The organism is Kyrpidia tusciae DSM 2912 (genome assembly GCF_000092905.1).
GTDB classification, from domain to species: domain Bacteria; phylum Bacillota; class Bacilli; order Kyrpidiales; family Kyrpidiaceae; genus Kyrpidia; species Kyrpidia tusciae.
The window spans coordinates 1686320-1702321 of sequence record NC_014098.1; the positions used below are offsets into that span (position 1 = coordinate 1686320).

17 protein-coding genes are annotated in these 16002 nt (G+C 58.6%); 6 read left to right on the forward strand and 11 right to left on the reverse strand.

Translation table 11 applies throughout. The features are described from left to right. Positions 1-27: 27 nt before the first annotated feature. From BTUS_RS08300 to BTUS_RS18395, 5 genes are all read left to right on the forward strand, one after another. A complete protein-coding gene (locus tag BTUS_RS08300) occupies positions 28-909 on the forward strand; it encodes a tyrosine-type recombinase/integrase (protein ID WP_013075662.1) in 882 nt (293 codons plus the stop codon). Continuing rightward, positions 902-2029 (forward strand): IS91 family transposase, encoded by a 1128-nt coding sequence (locus BTUS_RS08305; protein WP_013075663.1) that lies wholly within the window; start codon positions 902-904, stop codon positions 2027-2029. Before BTUS_RS08300 ends, BTUS_RS08305 begins: the two co-directional genes overlap by 8 nt. Before the next feature lie 187 nt (positions 2030-2216). After that, a complete protein-coding gene (locus BTUS_RS17485) occupies positions 2217-2726 on the forward strand; it encodes an ATP-binding protein (RefSeq protein ID WP_083780099.1) in 510 nt (169 codons plus the stop codon). A gap of 596 nt (positions 2727-3322) precedes the next feature. Beyond that, positions 3323-4744: an NAD(P)/FAD-dependent oxidoreductase gene (locus BTUS_RS08315; RefSeq protein ID WP_013075664.1), complete on the forward strand. Its 1422-nt coding sequence runs from the start codon at positions 3323-3325 to the stop codon at positions 4742-4744. Between the two features lie 36 nt (positions 4745-4780). Beyond that, on the forward strand, positions 4781-4918 hold the full coding sequence (locus BTUS_RS18395; protein WP_013075665.1) for a hypothetical protein: 138 nt from the start codon (positions 4781-4783) through the stop codon (positions 4916-4918). Positions 4919-4931: 13 nt separating this feature from the next. On the opposite strand, the gene BTUS_RS08320 is transcribed toward BTUS_RS18395, so the two are convergent. From BTUS_RS08320 to BTUS_RS16845, 4 genes are read right to left on the reverse strand one after another with little or no spacing between them, the layout of a single operon-like run. After that, positions 4932-5636 carry an ATP-binding cassette domain-containing protein gene (locus BTUS_RS08320; protein ID WP_013075666.1) on the reverse strand — a complete coding sequence of 235 codons (705 nt, stop codon included), beginning with the start codon at positions 5634-5636 and terminating at the stop codon, positions 4932-4934. A gap of 48 nt (positions 5637-5684) precedes the next feature. After that, entirely contained in the window at positions 5685-6572 is an 888-nt protein-coding gene (locus BTUS_RS08325; RefSeq protein ID WP_013075667.1) for an ABC transporter permease, read from the reverse strand. A 36-nt stretch (positions 6573-6608) separates the two neighbouring features. Continuing rightward, positions 6609-7451 (reverse strand): molybdate ABC transporter substrate-binding protein, encoded by an 843-nt coding sequence (gene modA / locus BTUS_RS08330; protein WP_013075668.1) that lies wholly within the window; start codon positions 7449-7451, stop codon positions 6609-6611. After that, positions 7448-8626 (reverse strand): substrate-binding domain-containing protein, encoded by a 1179-nt coding sequence (locus BTUS_RS16845; protein WP_013075669.1) that lies wholly within the window; start codon positions 8624-8626, stop codon positions 7448-7450. Before BTUS_RS16845 ends, modA begins: the two co-directional genes overlap by 4 nt. 265 nt (positions 8627-8891) lie before the next feature. Between BTUS_RS16845 and BTUS_RS08340 the strand changes: the two genes are divergently transcribed. Continuing rightward, on the forward strand, positions 8892-9128 hold the full coding sequence (locus BTUS_RS08340; protein WP_013075670.1) for an indolepyruvate ferredoxin oxidoreductase subunit alpha: 237 nt from the start codon (positions 8892-8894) through the stop codon (positions 9126-9128). 208 nt (positions 9129-9336) lie between these two features. Here BTUS_RS08340 and BTUS_RS08345 read toward each other — a convergent pair whose 3' ends face one another. The 7 genes from BTUS_RS08345 to mtnA all read right to left on the reverse strand — a co-directional run bounded on the left by BTUS_RS08345 (position 9337) and on the right by mtnA (position 15920). After that, positions 9337-10134 (reverse strand): DnaD domain-containing protein, encoded by a 798-nt coding sequence (locus BTUS_RS08345; RefSeq protein WP_013075671.1) that lies wholly within the window; start codon positions 10132-10134, stop codon positions 9337-9339. A 175-nt stretch (positions 10135-10309) separates the two neighbouring features. Further along, entirely contained in the window at positions 10310-11791 is a 1482-nt protein-coding gene (locus tag BTUS_RS08350) for an AAA family ATPase (protein WP_013075672.1), read from the reverse strand. 9 nt (positions 11792-11800) lie between these two features. Beyond that, a complete protein-coding gene (locus tag BTUS_RS08355) occupies positions 11801-12340 on the reverse strand; it encodes a hypothetical protein (RefSeq protein ID WP_013075673.1) in 540 nt (179 codons plus the stop codon). Between the two features lie 135 nt (positions 12341-12475). Continuing rightward, positions 12476-13006 carry a propeptide PepSY amd peptidase M4 gene (locus BTUS_RS08360; RefSeq protein ID WP_013075674.1) on the reverse strand — a complete coding sequence of 177 codons (531 nt, stop codon included), beginning with the start codon at positions 13004-13006 and terminating at the stop codon, positions 12476-12478. Then, complete coding sequence (locus BTUS_RS17490; protein WP_013075675.1) at positions 13003-13176, reverse strand: YpmA family protein; 174 nt, start codon at positions 13174-13176, stop codon at positions 13003-13005. The genes BTUS_RS08360 and BTUS_RS17490 overlap by 4 nt, the downstream gene beginning before the upstream one ends. 341 nt (positions 13177-13517) lie before the next feature. Further along, the gene (locus BTUS_RS08365) at positions 13518-14816 is read right to left on the reverse strand and encodes an amidohydrolase (RefSeq protein WP_174260398.1); all 1299 of its coding nucleotides are present in this window, start codon (positions 14814-14816) and stop codon (positions 13518-13520) included. Between the two features lie 72 nt (positions 14817-14888). Next, on the reverse strand, positions 14889-15920 hold the full coding sequence (gene mtnA / locus BTUS_RS08370; RefSeq protein ID WP_013075677.1) for an S-methyl-5-thioribose-1-phosphate isomerase: 1032 nt from the start codon (positions 15918-15920) through the stop codon (positions 14889-14891). Positions 15921-16002 lie beyond the last annotated feature (82 nt).

The window sequence follows — 16002 nt, forward strand, 5'->3', positions numbered from 1 at the left end:
CATGCAACAATAGGAGGAGAGTGCCCTATGGGAGCCCATCAGCACGTGCTTCAGCAGATGACGGAGGACCTTCGACTGCGAGGATTGTCACCGAACACCGTCGACGTCTATACCCGTGCCGCCCGGATCTTTCTCGAGTTTTGCAAACGTCCGGTGGATCAACTGGATGTCCAAGATGCCCGTCGGTTTCTGTTGTTCCTCATCTGCGAGAAAAAGCGCTCTGCGGCGACGGTCAACGTCTACAACGCGGCGGTGCGGTTTCTTTTTGCAGTCACTTTGAATCGTACCTTTAATCCTTTGCAAATTCCACGCCAGAAAATGCCGAAAACCCTCCCGCAGGTGTTGAGCCGCCCAGAGATCGCATCCATTCTGGAGCATTGCCACAACCTAAAGCACAAGGCGCTGTTTGCTTTGATCTACGGTTCTGGATTGCGCGTGAGCGAAGCGGCCGCCATCAAAACCCAACACATCGATTCCCGCACCATGCGGGTGTTTGTCCAAGGAGGCAAGGGAGCCAAGGACCGGTACACCGTGCTTTCCCACACCGCTCTGCAACTGTTGCGGGAGTACTGGAAAGCGTATCGTCCGACCCATCCGGAAGGCTGGCTGTTCCTGGGCACGTATTCGCTGGCTCACATCACCTCAGCGGCCATATCCCGTGCCTTTGGCGATGCGCTGAAGCGAGCGCAAATCTCCAAAGAGGTCTCGATCCACTCCTTGCGCCATTCGTTTGCGACCCATTTGTTGGAGGATGGAGTTTCCCTGCTGCAAATCAAAGAATTGCTCGGACATGCCAGCATCCGTTCCACGACGGTGTATTTGCACTTGGCAAATGTCACCTCTGGGATGCTTAGTCCACTTGATCGCCCGCCATCCACGGATAAAGGGAACATCAGTGCCCATGCCTGAACTCCAAGACATCTTCGCCCAGTATGCTGACTCCTACGCAAAGAGGCACCCGCTCTCCCTCGAACAGGGGAAAGTGGTCCGGGCCATCCAGAACTGCCGCACCGCCGCCTTGGGAGGACATGTGGATGAGTGTGACCATTGCGGATACACGCATATCTCCTACAATTCCTGCCGCAACCGTCACTGTCCCAAATGTCAAACCCTGACCAAGGAACGCTGGATCCAAGCCCAGAAGGCGAACTTGCTGCAGGTCGGGTACTTTCATGTTGTGTTCACCCTTCCGGAGGAGCTGAATCCCGTTGCCTACCAGAACCCCGAGGTGGTGTACAACCTCTTGTTCAAGGCCGCTTCGGAAACCCTAACGGAGTTAGCGGCGGACCGCACCTATTTAGGGGCGCAGATCGGTTTTACGGCCGTCCTGCATACCTGGGGGCAGAACCTCATGCTCCACCCGCACCTGCATTGTATTGTTCCGGGAGGCGGGCTGACGACAGACGGACGCTGGGTGAACTCCCGCAAGAAGTTCTTCCTCCCCATCAAGGTGCTCTCGCGTAAATTTCGGGGCAAGTTTCTGTTCCATCTCAAGCGTGCAACGCTTGCACTCCATGGTTCCTTGGAGCCCCTGCGGGACGGGGACCGCTTTCGGGAATGGATGTCCTCCCTCTACCAGAAGGAATGGGTGGTCTATTGCAAGCCGCCGTTTAAGACGCCGGCTCATGTGGTGGAGTATCTCGGACGCTACACGCATCGGGTGGCGATTTCCAATCAGCGGATTCTTCGCGCGGAAGACGGGAAAGTCACCTTCCGGTGGCGGGACTACCGGGATGGAAATCGGCAAAAAGAGATGACATTGACGGCTGAAGAGTTCATCCGCAGGTTCTTGATGCATGTCTTACCCAAGGGGTTTACGAGAATTCGGCACTACGGATTGCTCAGTCCCAGAAACCGAAAGACGAAGCTGAGCCTTTGCCGCAGGTTAACGAAGAGCAACTGCATGCCGGTTCCCAAACTGTCTGCGGTTGAACTGTTTATCCAGTTGACGGGCAAGGATTTCACAGTGTGTCCCCGTTGCGGGGTGGGTCATCTGACGCGGGCGGCTCCCATCCTCAAAACTGCATAGCGGTGGATGATCAGCCCGTGGAATGGGGAGGGGGAAAGTATGCGCACAGACGGAACAACAACGGTATCTGCGCCCATGCAATTCCAGGGTTTTGCCATGAAACCACTTGCAGGACATACTTTCGCGAGGAATGGCGAAGATTGATTCCCCATAGCAGCTAACGACCGCGGTTCAGTCCAAGCAAAATATGCGAAGTGGCGCTCAGTCTACAGACGAGCGCCACTTTTTACACCGACTTCGCATATTTCACTATTCATTATGTTGTTCTCTACATAAGGGTAAAACGCACTTAGCGATTGCCCTTGGCGTCAAAGCGTGCACGGCCAGACTCCGGGTCGCGTTTTTCACCGCCTCTGAACTGGCGGATCTCTTGTATGCCAGTTTGGCGGATCGTTCCACGCCCCAAAAGCTGGCGTCGCTGAGCCGCTACCACCTGCTGATCATCGACGAGTTGGGCTACATGCCCATGGACAAGCAACGGGCGAACCTCTTTTTCCAGCTCGTCAGCAAGCGCTATGAGACGGGATCGATCATCCTGACGACCAACATGCCTTTTGACGAGTGGGACAAGGTGTTTGGCGATACCATTGCTTCTGCCGCCATCATTGATCGTCTGGTGCATCACAGTCACATTTTTCACATTCAGGGTCACAGTTACCGGATGAAGGACAAGCTCAAGGCCGATGCCTCCGCCTGATCACCAGCCCGGCGGACTTGGTACCCCATGTTGTCCGTGCGTGTGCGACACGCGCACGTGGCCTTTGTCCCCTAAGGGCCCCCCATCGGCCCGCGGCCGCGAGGTCAAGGGCGCCCTTGGGCGAGCGAAGCGTCCCTTGACGGAGCGGCCAGGGCCGATACACTCGGCCCGTTGGGACAAAGGCCGACGACGGTGAACCCTGAGTCGACACGACATGGCAAGTGATGACTTCCGTTTTCTGAGGGGGGTCAAAATTCGGTGCCAAACCGTGGTCAATTCTTCTTGACGATCAACATTCACGTTAATTATAATTACTATATAAGGAAAAATCCTTACGTTTTTATTGGCTTATGATCAGACTTACAGCACGATCACACCAGAGGACCATGATTGTAGGGAAACATGCCAATTTCCTTCCGCCACGGCTCTGTCTCCCGGCGTGGCGAATGAGATTTTTGCTGGAGACGACACAAAAATGGGGATAATCCCTGATTTCTTTTGCCGGTGGGAACGGCTATCATTAAATTGATGTAAAAGCGTTCCTTCTTCCCGGGGACGATTCACCAGAGATGGCCATAGGCAAGGAGGTGTTCTTCATGGCAGAAGTCGTCATTCTCGGCGCGGGGTTCTCGGGTCAAACGGCCGCATTGTACCTAAAAAAAGAGTTGGGCCACGAACACGACGTCACCGTGATCAGCCCGTGGCCGCGGTTCACGTATATCCCTTCCCTGGTTTGGGTGGGCATTGGACGGATGGCTCCGGAGAAAACGATGTTTGAACTCGCTCCCATGTATCAAAGTCACGGCATTCATTTTCTTCAGGCGTGGGCCCGAGAAATTCATCCGGACGAACAATACGTGCTGACGGAGGACAAGGCCGGAAACCGCCAAAAAGTCCCTTATGATTACCTGATCAACGCCACCGGCCCCCACCTTAATTTTGAAGGTACCCCGGGGCTGGGTCCGGACCAGGGCACCACCCATTCCATCTGCAACATTCATCATGCCAAGCTCGCCCGGGATGCCTACCTGGAAATGGTGCAGCGCATGGAGAAAGGCGATCGGGTCAAGATTCTGGTGGGGACGGGACACGGAACCGCCACCTGCCAGGGCGCGGCGCTGGAGTATATCACGAACATCCACAATGATTTGGTCAAACGCGGTTTACGCGATAAAGCGAAAATCATGTGGATCAGCAATGAACCCAAGCTGGGGGATCTCGGCGTAGGAGGAATCACCGCTCGAAAACACGGCTACATCATGGACTCGGAGACCTTCGCCCGCTCGCTATTTGCTGAACAAGAAATTTACTACCAGGTGCAAACCGCGGTCACCCACGTGGAGAAGGGGAAAGTTTACTGGGAGAATTACGAAGGAGAACAAGGAGAAACGGAATACGATTTTGCCATGCTGATCCCCCAGTTTCAGGGGACCAAGATTAAATATATCGACAAAGACGGTCAAGACATCACGGCGAAGATGACCAATCCCGGCGGATTCATGTTAGTCGACGGGAACTACGGCAAGAACCCCACTGAACTCACCGCCGACGATTGGCCTGGCACGTATCAGTCGCCCTTGTACAAGAATCTCTTCGCCGCCGGCATCGCCTTTGCCCCTCCTGGGCCGATTTCAAAGCCCTATGTCAATCGCAACGGCGTTCAGATCACCGCCTCACCGCCGCGCACGGGAATGGCGTCGGGCATCATCGGCCGGGTGGCGGCCGAGAACGTCATCGACCTTATCCGGGGCAAGGAACCTTCCCATCACGAATCAATGGCCGAGATGCCCGGGGCCTGCATTGCTTCCATCGGCAAATCCCTGTGGGACGGGTCGGCGGCCTCCATCGTGATGTATCCGGTGGTTCCCGATTACAAGCGCTACCCGGAGTACGGTCGGGACCTGGACGTGAGCGTCATGGAAATCGGTTTGGCCGGCGCCTGGATCAAGCGGACTCTTCATACCCTGTTTCTCTATAAAATGAAAGGAAATCCGGGATGGAGCCTGATTCCCGAATAACAAAGGTCGGCCCACCCCGAAAGGAGACGGGCAACCATGGAACTGATCAAAACCATGAAACCGACACGACGAACCCTCTTCCTGCGAAAATGCAAGATCGTGCAGTTCATCCGATTCATCGCCCTGAACCTGCGCATTCTCAAAACGGCGTGGTTCCCGCCCCGGCGGCCGTAACCCCTCTCTGTGCTCACTCCACTCGGCGTGTAGAGGCAGGGATCCCCTGCCTCTGCCATTGTTCGACCCCCCCATAAAAAATCATTCGCCCTTCATGGATCACCATCACCCGGTCCGCCAGTCGGCGCACGTCTTCCACATCGTGAGTGACCAACAGGACGGGGCAAGCCGCATCCCTCAACACGCCGCGAAGGAACTCCCGAACGGTCTCCCGGGTCTCTGAATCCAGGGCTGCCAAAGGTTCATCCAACAGGACATAATCGGGATCGATGACCAGTGCCCGGGCCAGGGCGACCCTCTGGGCCTCCCCGCCGGACAGGTGAGCCGGGAGGCGCCTGGACAGATGCCCGATGCCCAGCCTGCGAAGTATCTCTTCCACCTTCACCTCTCGCCGGACCTTGGGGACCCGCCGGGCACGAAGCCCGTATTCGACATTGCGAAACACCGTCATTTTGGGAAATAGGGCGTACTGCTGAGGGACATAGCCCACTCCCCGGCGTTCGGGTGGGACGAAAATCCTGCCGTTCGAAGAATACACAATCCGCTCTCCCAAGCGAATGCGCCCCGAAACCGGGTGAGCCAGACCCGCTAAACAACGCAGCAACGTGCTTTTCCCCGCCCCGCTCGGCCCGAGGACGGCCGTGATCCCGGGTTCCACCCGCCCCTCCGCGCGGAGTGTAAAGGAGGCCAACGGCATCTCCAATTCGAATTCCAACATTGTCGTCCCTCCCCTGTCTATGGGCAACCTGGGTTCCACCATCCCCCGTCAGGCCATTCGCTGTCCCAACCGGGACAGCATCCACAACAACCCGAAGCCCACGATGACCAGAACGATCGCCATCGCCACCGCCGCGTCCATGTCTTTCTCCATGACCGTATAGATCGCCAATGGCATCGTCTGCGTCAATCCTTGCATATTGCCGGCGAACAGCATCGTGGCCCCGAACTCACCCAAAGCCCGGGCCCAGGCCATCGCCGCCCCGGCGACCAAACCTGGTAGCGCCATGGGCAACTCCAAGCGCAGCCAAGTCCTCCAAGGCCCAGCCCCCAACGTTCGGGACACCTCCGCCAGCTGCCGATCCACCCCGGTGAAGGCCTGCCGGGCGCTCTGTACATAGAAAGCCGATCCCTCAAAGGCCTGGGCCACCACTACGGCCGCGGTGGTAAAGGGCAGTGCGATTCCCCAGTCCGCCAGCAGTCTGCCGACAAGGCCCTCCCGGCCAAAGGCCATGAGCAAGGCCAACCCCGCCACGGCAGGCGGTGTAATCCAAGGCAGTTGCAACAAAGCTTCCACTATGGCCTGGCCGAAAAATTTCCTTCCCGTCGCCAGGCGATGCGCCAAGGGAGTACCAAAGAGCACTACGAGACACAGGGCGATCACGCTGGTGCGGAAGCTCAACCCCAAAGCGTCCCTGACCACCTCCTGCCCCAAGGCGGACACAAACCGGGAAGGCGTCACAGACAGAAACAGGCTCAGGACCGGAACGAATAAGAACAAAACCAGCACAAGACCAAACCCGCCCTGGAACACGGTGAGGGAAGAGATAAGCTGCGGGTTCCAGTGTCGTTTCTCCCCACCGTCCGGGGAGGCGCAAAACTGGGAGTCCGGCCCTTGTGGAGCCGAACCGCTCGACATGAATGGACGGAATTTCATTCCTTGCCTCCCCTTTCCCTTTCCCATCCCATCGCGTTATGAGGCCGGAAGAAAATGATGGCTTTGCAGGATGGCCTGTCCTTCTTTCGACAAAACAAAATTGACAAATTCCCCGGCCAGATCCGGGTGGGCAGACCGGGTCACCACCGCCATGGGGTAAGTGGCCGTCACGTTCACCAGGTCCGGCACCGGAATGATCTGGACCTTGGAGCCCGCCGACCCATCGACATCTGTGGCGTACACAAAAGCCGCGTCCCCCTCCCCGAGGGCAACCTTGTTCACGATTTGTATGACATCCGTCTCTTCAGAAACGACGTGCCCAAGCACCGCACTGGAAAATCCCGGCCCATACACCTTATCCGCTTTTTGTAAAGATTGGCGGCCATAGCTCCCGACAGGCAGATCTTTTACACCGAAAACAACACGTTTGGCATGGGTGAGATCTTGATACTGATGGATACCGGCTGGATTTGATTTTGGCGTGATCAAGACCAAAGAATTCTTGGCGAAGATTTTGTCCCCCTCCACCAGGCCCTTGCTCTTGGCTTTTTCCATGTTCGCCATGTCCGCGCTCGCGAACACGTCCGCCGGCGCCCCCTGAGCAATCTGGGTCAACAGCGTGGGGCTGCCCCCGAAGTTGAAGTGAACCTGGGTGCCGGGATGAAGTTCTTCAAAACGCTTTCCGATATCTTGAAACGCCGCCGTCAACGAGGCCGCGGCAAAGACGTTCAGCGCTGAGGCCTGGTTCGAACCGCTCCCCCCCGAACCCGCGGAACTGCTGACCGGTTGCGCCGAACCGCACCCGGCCACACCGACCCATCCTAAGAGGAGAAGCACGCCAAAGACAAGGCGAATGCCCCCTCTGCCGATTCTCATCATGGACGTTCCTCCCCTGCCTTCAATTCATCCATGTCTCCCAAGTGGGAGACATCATATCCCCACAACGCTTCCATCTGCTGGCGGAACCCGCCACTGCGCAACACATCGAGGAGAATGCCGATCAGTGGTTCCCGCAGCCTCGGCCGAGGCAAAAGTAAATCGAAATGGTGGACCTCCACAGGAACGAAGGAAAGTCCGAAGACGTGAGCCGCAAAGGAGGTGGTGAGACCGGCATCGGCCATCCCGAAGAAGATCATCTCCGCCACCCGGAGGTGGTCTTCCGCGGCCGCCGCCGTCCAAGTCACCGGCTCTCGTCGGCCCTGGGCCGCCCGAGCGTAGAGTCGCGCCACAGCAGTTCCCGCGGGCCGCCGTACCCAGCGCAGTTCCGGTCGGAACAAGTCCTCCAGCCCTTTCACCCCACGGGGATTACCGGGTAATACAGCAATCCCAACCTCCCAGGCTGCAAATCGAATCCGGACCCACGAACGTGGTGTTCGTGACTCGCCTCTGTGACCTTCGGCCGATCCGGCATCCGACCCTCCTCCCGGTAAACCGACCTCATCCTGCATGCCCGGCAAGGAAGGGAGATTCCCCGTCCCGTGTGCCCCGGCCACGTGTACCCGACCCCCGATAAGCGCTTGCATCGAAGGCTCGCTCCCCCAGGGCAAAGTCGCCACCCTGAGCGGGCGACCGCAATGGGCCACCCAGTCCCGCAGCACCGTCAATGCCGGATCACACCCCGCTACGGCCACAGTGTGGTCCGCCGCCTCCACCCACTCCGGAGAAAACGCCTCCGCCCGGCCCGCCGGACTGATGGTGCCGTCCGCCGAAGACGCGGCCTCTCTCCCGTACAGGGGATAGGCGACGACATGTTCATCGACCCGGGCGAACCGCAGCCGGGTTCCCACAGTTGCCCCGACCTCCGGATCGCCCCATACGATTTCCCCCGCCTCCTGGGGATCAAACAATGCCTCCACACTCGTGCCCAGAACCCTGGCCAACTCCAGGGCCACGGGCACAGAGGGCCAGCTTCGCCCCGCTTCCAGGGCGCCGATGAACTGGCGGCTCACCCCGAGCCGGTCCGCAAGCAACTCCTGACTCCACCCCAAAGCTTTACGCCGCTCTGAAATTCGGCGTCCCGCCCGCTCCAATTCCCCGCGTTCCCTTTCCCTCACCTTTTCCCTCCCCTCCCTTGGACGCAACCATTCCTAGCATTAGGGCTACCACTAATAGCATCGCCGTAATTATACTTCAAGAATTCGGAGATATTCAAGGATCCCGGCAAATTTTTGTGCCGCCGTTCGGCATTCCGCCTCACCGAGGGCCTGGGTACATGTTTCTGCAAACCCCGCGCGATAATACAGAGGAAACCCGTCGATATTCAGTCCCATTTTGCTATAATGAAGGTTGCAGTCCACTATAAATCAGGAGGGAACAACGTTGGCATTCGTCATCACATCACCTTGCATCGATGAAAAAGCCGCCGAGTGCGTGGAGGTTTGTCCCGTGGACGCCATCCACGAAGGGGAAGATCAATATTACATCGATCCGGACACCTGTATCGACTGCGGAGCCTGTGAGCCGGTCTGCCCGGTCTCGGCGATTTATCAAGAGGACTTTGTTCCGGATGATCAGAAGGAGTTCATCCAAAAGAATCGGGATTTCTTTAAGAAGTAAAGGGTCATTGGGCCGTATCAAGAGGGTCTGGCGGGCCTTGGGACGAGGGACTGCCGTGCAGCCGTAGCCGGCTCTCGGACAAGGGGATAAGGAGCGGGGAGCGGGCGAGAGGGTGCGGGCAGAGGAAGCCTGCCGTCACCCGTCGTCCGTTCCTGTTCCGCGTAAAAAAGTAGCGGCCCTTCGGCCGCCTCCTTTCTTCCCGACATCCCTACGGGGTGGAATCATGGGTATCTCGTTTATACAGCTTGTAAAACGCCTCGTATTTCGACTGAGTGCTGTCTTCCCCCGGGACGAATCCCGGTTCCGCTTTTCGCGCCGTCTTGGCCCCTTCTCTCCCGGGGCGCCGGCGCTGCTGAAACTGCTGGCGATGCAGATGCAACTCCCGGGGGGAGCGTATGTTTTTTTTCTGCCACTCTAAAAGGATCCGGTCGATGTAGCGCAGACTCAGCGTCCCCGACAACACCGCCTCCCTCAACGCCTCCTGAATCATCCATTCCGGGTAAGCGTCCTGATCGAGCCACTGGATCAATTGTTCGATTTCGATCGCCGACAACGGGCGCCCGAACTCCTCCTCAAACAGCCGGAACAATCGGCTGGCCACATCCGCCGTCGCCCATGGCCGGGGCAGCTGCTCGACATGGCGCTCCAGCCACACGCGAGCCAGGCGCATAAAAAGTGGAGACAGGTCATAACTGTCCTGCCACGTACCGGTATGCTCGTCCATACGGTGCTGCAGATCCAACAGACCGTGACCGATCAACCGCTGCACCATCCCGGCGATCTCGTCCTCCGTGGCGGTCATGCGCCTGGCGAGTTCCGTATACGTGGGAAATACAGTGTTCTCCCGCTCCTTCATGTAGACCAGATGCAGAATGAGCGCCAGCTCTTGGTCGTACATGCCGATCTCTTTGTACCACGTCAGCAGATAAACGGGAATCGCCATTGCCGACTCTTGGAGCAACCGAGCGACAGCTCCTACCCCTGTTGGATCACCGCTTTGTGCCACGCATCTTGACCCCCTCTTTGTTCCGCCGCACACTCGTCGCCACTTCAGCATACGACGAAGGAAGGGGGACTGCAAAGTCGCCCCGGAGGACTGGCGGCCTCCGAACGCGGCCTATGTTGGCGAATTCTGTCGAAAGGGCGTCCGTCCTCCCATTTCTCCCGGCGCCCGCCAGGGGTCAGCCGACATTCGACAGATTCCCTTTTACCTCGGACAAACGTCGCCGGAACATCTCTCCGTCCAAGTTTTCCTCCTGAACCAGGACTGCGCTCATCTCTTCCAAGATCGGGCGATAGGTCTTTAGAATCTCCCGGGTCTTTTGCTCCCTTTCCGCCAAAATCCGGCGAACTTCCTCATCCAGCAGGTTCTGGGGCAAATTCTCGGCATCCACGATCCCCAGTCCGGACAACCCGCACTCCACTTCGGTTCTGGCCAATCGGGAGGCCTGTTCGAAGTCGTTTTGCGCCCCGGTACTCCTATTTCCGTACACCAATTCCTCCGCCACCGCCCCGGCCAGGGCCACCATGATCTGCCCATCCAGTTGATCCTTCGTATACAGGTACGTATCTCCTTCGGGCACCTGCCGCACATAGCCCAGAGCATTTCCCCGGGGAGAAATGGTGATGTGGGACACCGAGCCCGGCCGCACCGTCTCACTGACGATGGCATGTCCCAACTCGTGTACCGACACCCGGACCAATTCCTCTCGGCTGGGAATGCGTCCCGTTCTTTCCCCCATTAACACTTTGTCGACGGCATCGCGAAAATGGCGCTGTTCCACCTCGTCCTGCCCTTCTCGCAACGCCATGATCGCTGCCTCGTTGGCCAAACTTTCCAACTGAGCCCCGCTGAACCCGAAGGTCTCCCGGGCCACCTGTTCGAGGTCCACCGACTTGGCGAGGGGTTTATTGCGCGTCTGAATCCGGAGAATATGCAAACGCCCTTCTTTATCGGGCATGTCGACCTTGATGATCCGGTCAAACCGCCCGGGCCGAAGCAAAGCGGGATCAAGAATATCCACCCGGTTGGTGGCCGCCATGACCAAGACCAAAGGGTGGGCCGTGGTCTGCATCCCGTCCATCTCCGTGAGCAGTTGATTCAGAGTCTGGTCGTACTCCTGGTGGCTGTGATTTCCTCGCCGCCCCCCGATCACATCGATTTCATCGATAAACACAATGGCGCTGTCTTTTCCTTCCTTGCGCGCCGACTGCCGGGCCCGCCGGAACAGATCCCGAACCCGTTGTGCCCCTACACCCACGTACATTTCGACGAACTCACTTCCAGAGGCGGATACAAAGGACGAATCGGTATAAGTGGCCGCTGCCTTGGCCATCAAAGTTTTACCTGTTCCTGGCGGACCGGTGAGCAGAATTCCCTTAAGGGGCCGAATTCCCAGTTGTCGGATCTTGTCCCGGTAGCGAAGAAAATCCAAAGCCTCCATCAGTTCCCGCTTCGCGTGCTCCTGACCGCCGATCTCATCAAAATTCACGGTATGCCGCACCGGCGCCTCCACCCGTCCTGCAGCGGTAGGCCCCCGCCGATCCCACAGCAAATACGCAACACTGAGAAACACGCCCAACAGAATGATGGGCAGCACATTCACGCCCAAATACCCGAGAAAGAGAAGAAAGGCAACGCCCGCCCCAATCGCGATTTCCACCAATGTCCCTCACCCCTTTTGCGCCGTAGACGGGAGAGCGGTGCCCATCATTCGGTACGGCACCACCTGATAGAGGAACGACCGCTGATCACTGACCTGCACATAAATGCGGTTCGCGTCCATCGTAACCCGACACTGATACTGACGCTTGGCCGCACTATCCTCAAGGGCCTTTACCAGGTCCCGGAAACTCGATTTTTCGAGATCTTCGTACAGGAGAGGCTGTTGCTCGTCCCACCAACGGTCCAGGGCCGGGCTGGAATGACCCCGCACCTCCACCGTCGTCTGAACTCCGAGACGATCTGTCGCCGTCTGTTCGATCGCCCAATACGTGGACTTTAAATCGTCCACCGCTCCCAAGGTCACCCGAACCACGGCCCCCTTCCCCTCCAGCAACACCGACACCTGCTCCACCCCCGGAATTTCTTGCACCTGCTGTTCAACAGGTCGGATCAATCCGTAGGTTCGGTACAGATTCCACCCGGTGATAAAGATTCCGAGGGTCACGACAAAGGCAAGGCCGGCCACAAGAAAGCGAAATCTCGACATTCAGCCGTCTCCCTCATGATGGGTTCCTGGAAATCAACATAGTTAACATAAACAGTATGCCCACTTAGTATATCATATTTAGCCAGCCGCTTCATTACCAATTCGTTACATTCCAGCCCCCGTGATCGCGGCGCCCTACGATTCCAACAAATAGGTCCGCACCACGGCTCCAGTATGAAAATCCACATACACGTATTCGTAAGCCCCTTGGCGGGTCAAGCCGAACAACTCCCACAACACCCGGCGCTGCAACCCGCTTCCGGGTGGATCCCCTGGCCCGGATGCCCCTGGCTCCGTCAATCCGGGAACCGCGTGGATCACTTGCACCAAAGGCAGCCCGGCAGCGGCGGCCGCTTTTATCGCCTGGGCGGCACTCAGCCCGTCGCTTGCGTATTGTTTCATCACCGGCTGCCCGCCTTGAACCCAGACGTAGGCCACCCGACCGCCGTCGTCGACGCCGGTGTACACGTAAAGGACAGGTCCCGCCGAATAATAATCCACGCGATCAATTCGAGAAAGAAATTCTCTTTTCACCAACATGTCCCCTGCGGCCTGCACGTCGGGCTTGGCGGCCAGGGACTGCTGCTCCGCATACCACAGGCCGCTCCCGATCGCCCCGGCTGCGACGATCCCCAAGGCCAGAATCACCACAACCGAGCGTTTCACGTCTCATACACCGTGATGACGAATTGTCCCGGGCGATCCCCCCGGGCCATGCCGAACACCAGTCCGCGCTCCTTAAGGGTGCGGTTGAGAAAATCCACGAATTTATACAGTTCCTCGCCCCCCTCGGTGCGAAACACCCCGATCACCTTCAGTTGGTCCTGATCCCCCATGCTCTCCGCCTCACCATCCAAGCCTGGAAATCAAAATCGACATATCCGCGTCCCACCGAGTGATACTAAACCCACCGGGAGGGGGGATGAAGAAGTGGTCCAATCACCCGTTCCGTCCTCTGAGCCGGGCAGCGCCCCTCCGGCGACCCGGGAATCCTCACAAGAGGGAACACCGGACGCCTTTGACACGATGTCGTTACACCCGATTTATCACGGCCGGTCCTCGATCTGCGAGATCAACCTCCGGCCCCCGGCGCCGGGCACCGCGTGCCCCCATCGTTCCGATCGCGTATGACCCGCGGGTTCAACCGGGCCGCCACAAGCGGTCCGGCCCCCGTCCTTCAGCGGGTAAACCCTTCAACAATCCGACCTACATGAAACAGGATTTTATCCCGGTCCAAGGTTTGATGCTGGCGGTCGCGCAACAGCCAGCGGCCGTCGCACATGACATCTGTGACATCCCCGGACTTGGCCGCGTAGACGACTTGGCTAATGGGATTGTACAGCGGCAACAGATGGGGGCCGGACCCGTCCATGAAGATCAGATCGGCCGGCGCGCCCGGTGCCAAGGTGCCCGCACCCTCTTCCAGAAACAACGCCCGAGCCCCTTCCCGGGTCCCCAAGGCGAGAGCGGTATCTGCGTCCACCGCAATCGGATCTTCCCCAACCCCCTTATGTATCAACGCCGCCAGACGGATTTCTTCCAGGAGATCGAGATTGTTGTTGCTCGCCGCCCCATCCGTCCCCAGTCCCACCACAACGCCCCGTTGTAACAACTTCGGCAAAGGAGCGACACCGCTCCCCAATTTTAGATTCGAACCCGGGTTGTGGGCCACCCGGACATCAAAGCGCGCCATAAGGTCGATGTCCGCCTCCGTCAGATGCACGGCATGGGCCACCAGGGTGGGCCGCTCGAAAAGACCGGCTTCCGCACATACGTCCACCGGGGATTTTCCATGCGAAGCCACGATCTGTTCCACTTCCGAACGGGTCTCAGAAAGATGGATTTGGATCCCCACACCCAGTTCCGCCGACACTTCGACGACCTGGCGCAACACCGCCGGAGGACACGTGTAGGGAGCATGGGGACCCAGCGTCACGGTGATCCGCCCTCCCTCAGCCCCGTGCCAGCGCCTTGCAAACTCCCGGCTTTCCCGGATGGCTCCCCGACCCTCATCGGGACTAGTGCCGATAATTCCCCGGGATAACACCCCCCGAACCCCGGCTTGGGCCACGGCTTCCGCCACTCGATCCATATGAAAATACATGTCCGCAAAAGTGGTAGTTCCGCCCTCAATCATCTCCAACAGTGCCAGCATGGTCCCCCAGTAGATGTCTTCCCCGGTCAATCGATCCTCGATGGGCCACACCTTTTTCTGGAGCCAGTCCATGAGGGGCAAGTCATCCGCAAACCCCCGCAACAACGCCATGGCGGCGTGACCGTGAGCATTCACAAAGCCTGGCAACACGTACTTCCCCGCCGCGTTTACCACTGCCTCCCCCGGGACTGTGGGACCTTCCCCAGGGCCGACAGCTACAATTCGCCCATCCTCCACCACCACGTGCCCATTCTCATACCACAATCCCGATTGCGTGACCGGGATCACCAACCCGCCTATGATCCGGGTGCGCACCACCATTCCACTCCTTCGTCACCGATGCCCGGTACAGCGTTCACCACCATTTTACGCCCATCGCTGTTCAAATATCTATCACGTCTCGCCCCGCAACAAGCCTTGAACGGCATCAGGAAGGGGGGGACGAAGCACTCCCTTTTCTGTGATCAGTGCGTCTATTAACGAATGCGGGGTCACATCGAAAGCCAGGTGCAAAGCGGACGCCCCCGGCGGAGCCATGCGGACTCCGGCCACCTGAAGGACTTCATTCGGATTCCGCTCCTCGATGGGGATGGCCCGCCCATCGGCGAGTGACCCGTCGAAAGTCGACGTCGGGGCAGCGACATAAAAGGGGATCCCATGATACCGGGCCGCGATTGCCAACCCGTAAGTCCCGATCTTATTCGCGACATCACCGTTGGCCGCCACCCTGTCGGCCCCCACAATCACGAGATCCACCCAGCCTTTTGCCATGAGGGCTGCCGCCGTGGAGTCCGTAATGATCGTCCCTTTAATGCCTTCTTGGACTAACTCATAAGCCGTCAGCCGGGCGCCCTGAAAAAAAGGTCTCGTTTCGTCCACCCAAACCTCGACCTCTTTTCCCTCTTCTCGGGCGGCCCGGATTACCCCCAGAGCTGTTCCGTAGGCGGCCGTCGCCAGGGCTCCGGTGTTACAATGGGTCAGAATACGGGCCCGTTGGGGGATCAACTCCGCCCCCCAGCGGCCAATCCTTCGATTCACCTGCTCGTCCTCACGCATGAGCGCTTCGGCCTCGCGCTCAAGCCGGGCGGCGGCCTCTCGTCCTTCCCCGGCAACCTCGGCCACTTTCTCCATGCGGCTCAGGGCCCAAAAAAGATTAACAGCCGTCGGCCGGGTGGCGGCGAGCCGCGCCACCGCCTCACCAACCGCTGCCGATATCCGGCGACCTTGTTCCACAGCCCTTTGTGCCCCTAGCACCACGCCGAACGCCGCCGCCACTCCGATCGCCGGCGCCCCTCGAACCCTCATCCCTTCAATCGCTTCCGCCACTTCTTCGACGGTGCGACAGTGCAGCCAGCGTTCCTCAAGCGGCAAGCGGGTTTGATCGAGAATCAACAGTTCTCCGTCATTCCATCCCAATGCTCGCAACCCCGGTCCCACCTATCTATGGGCATCGCCGATCAGATCCGCCTGTCGAACACATTTAATCAAGGTCACCTATAAAAGTCAA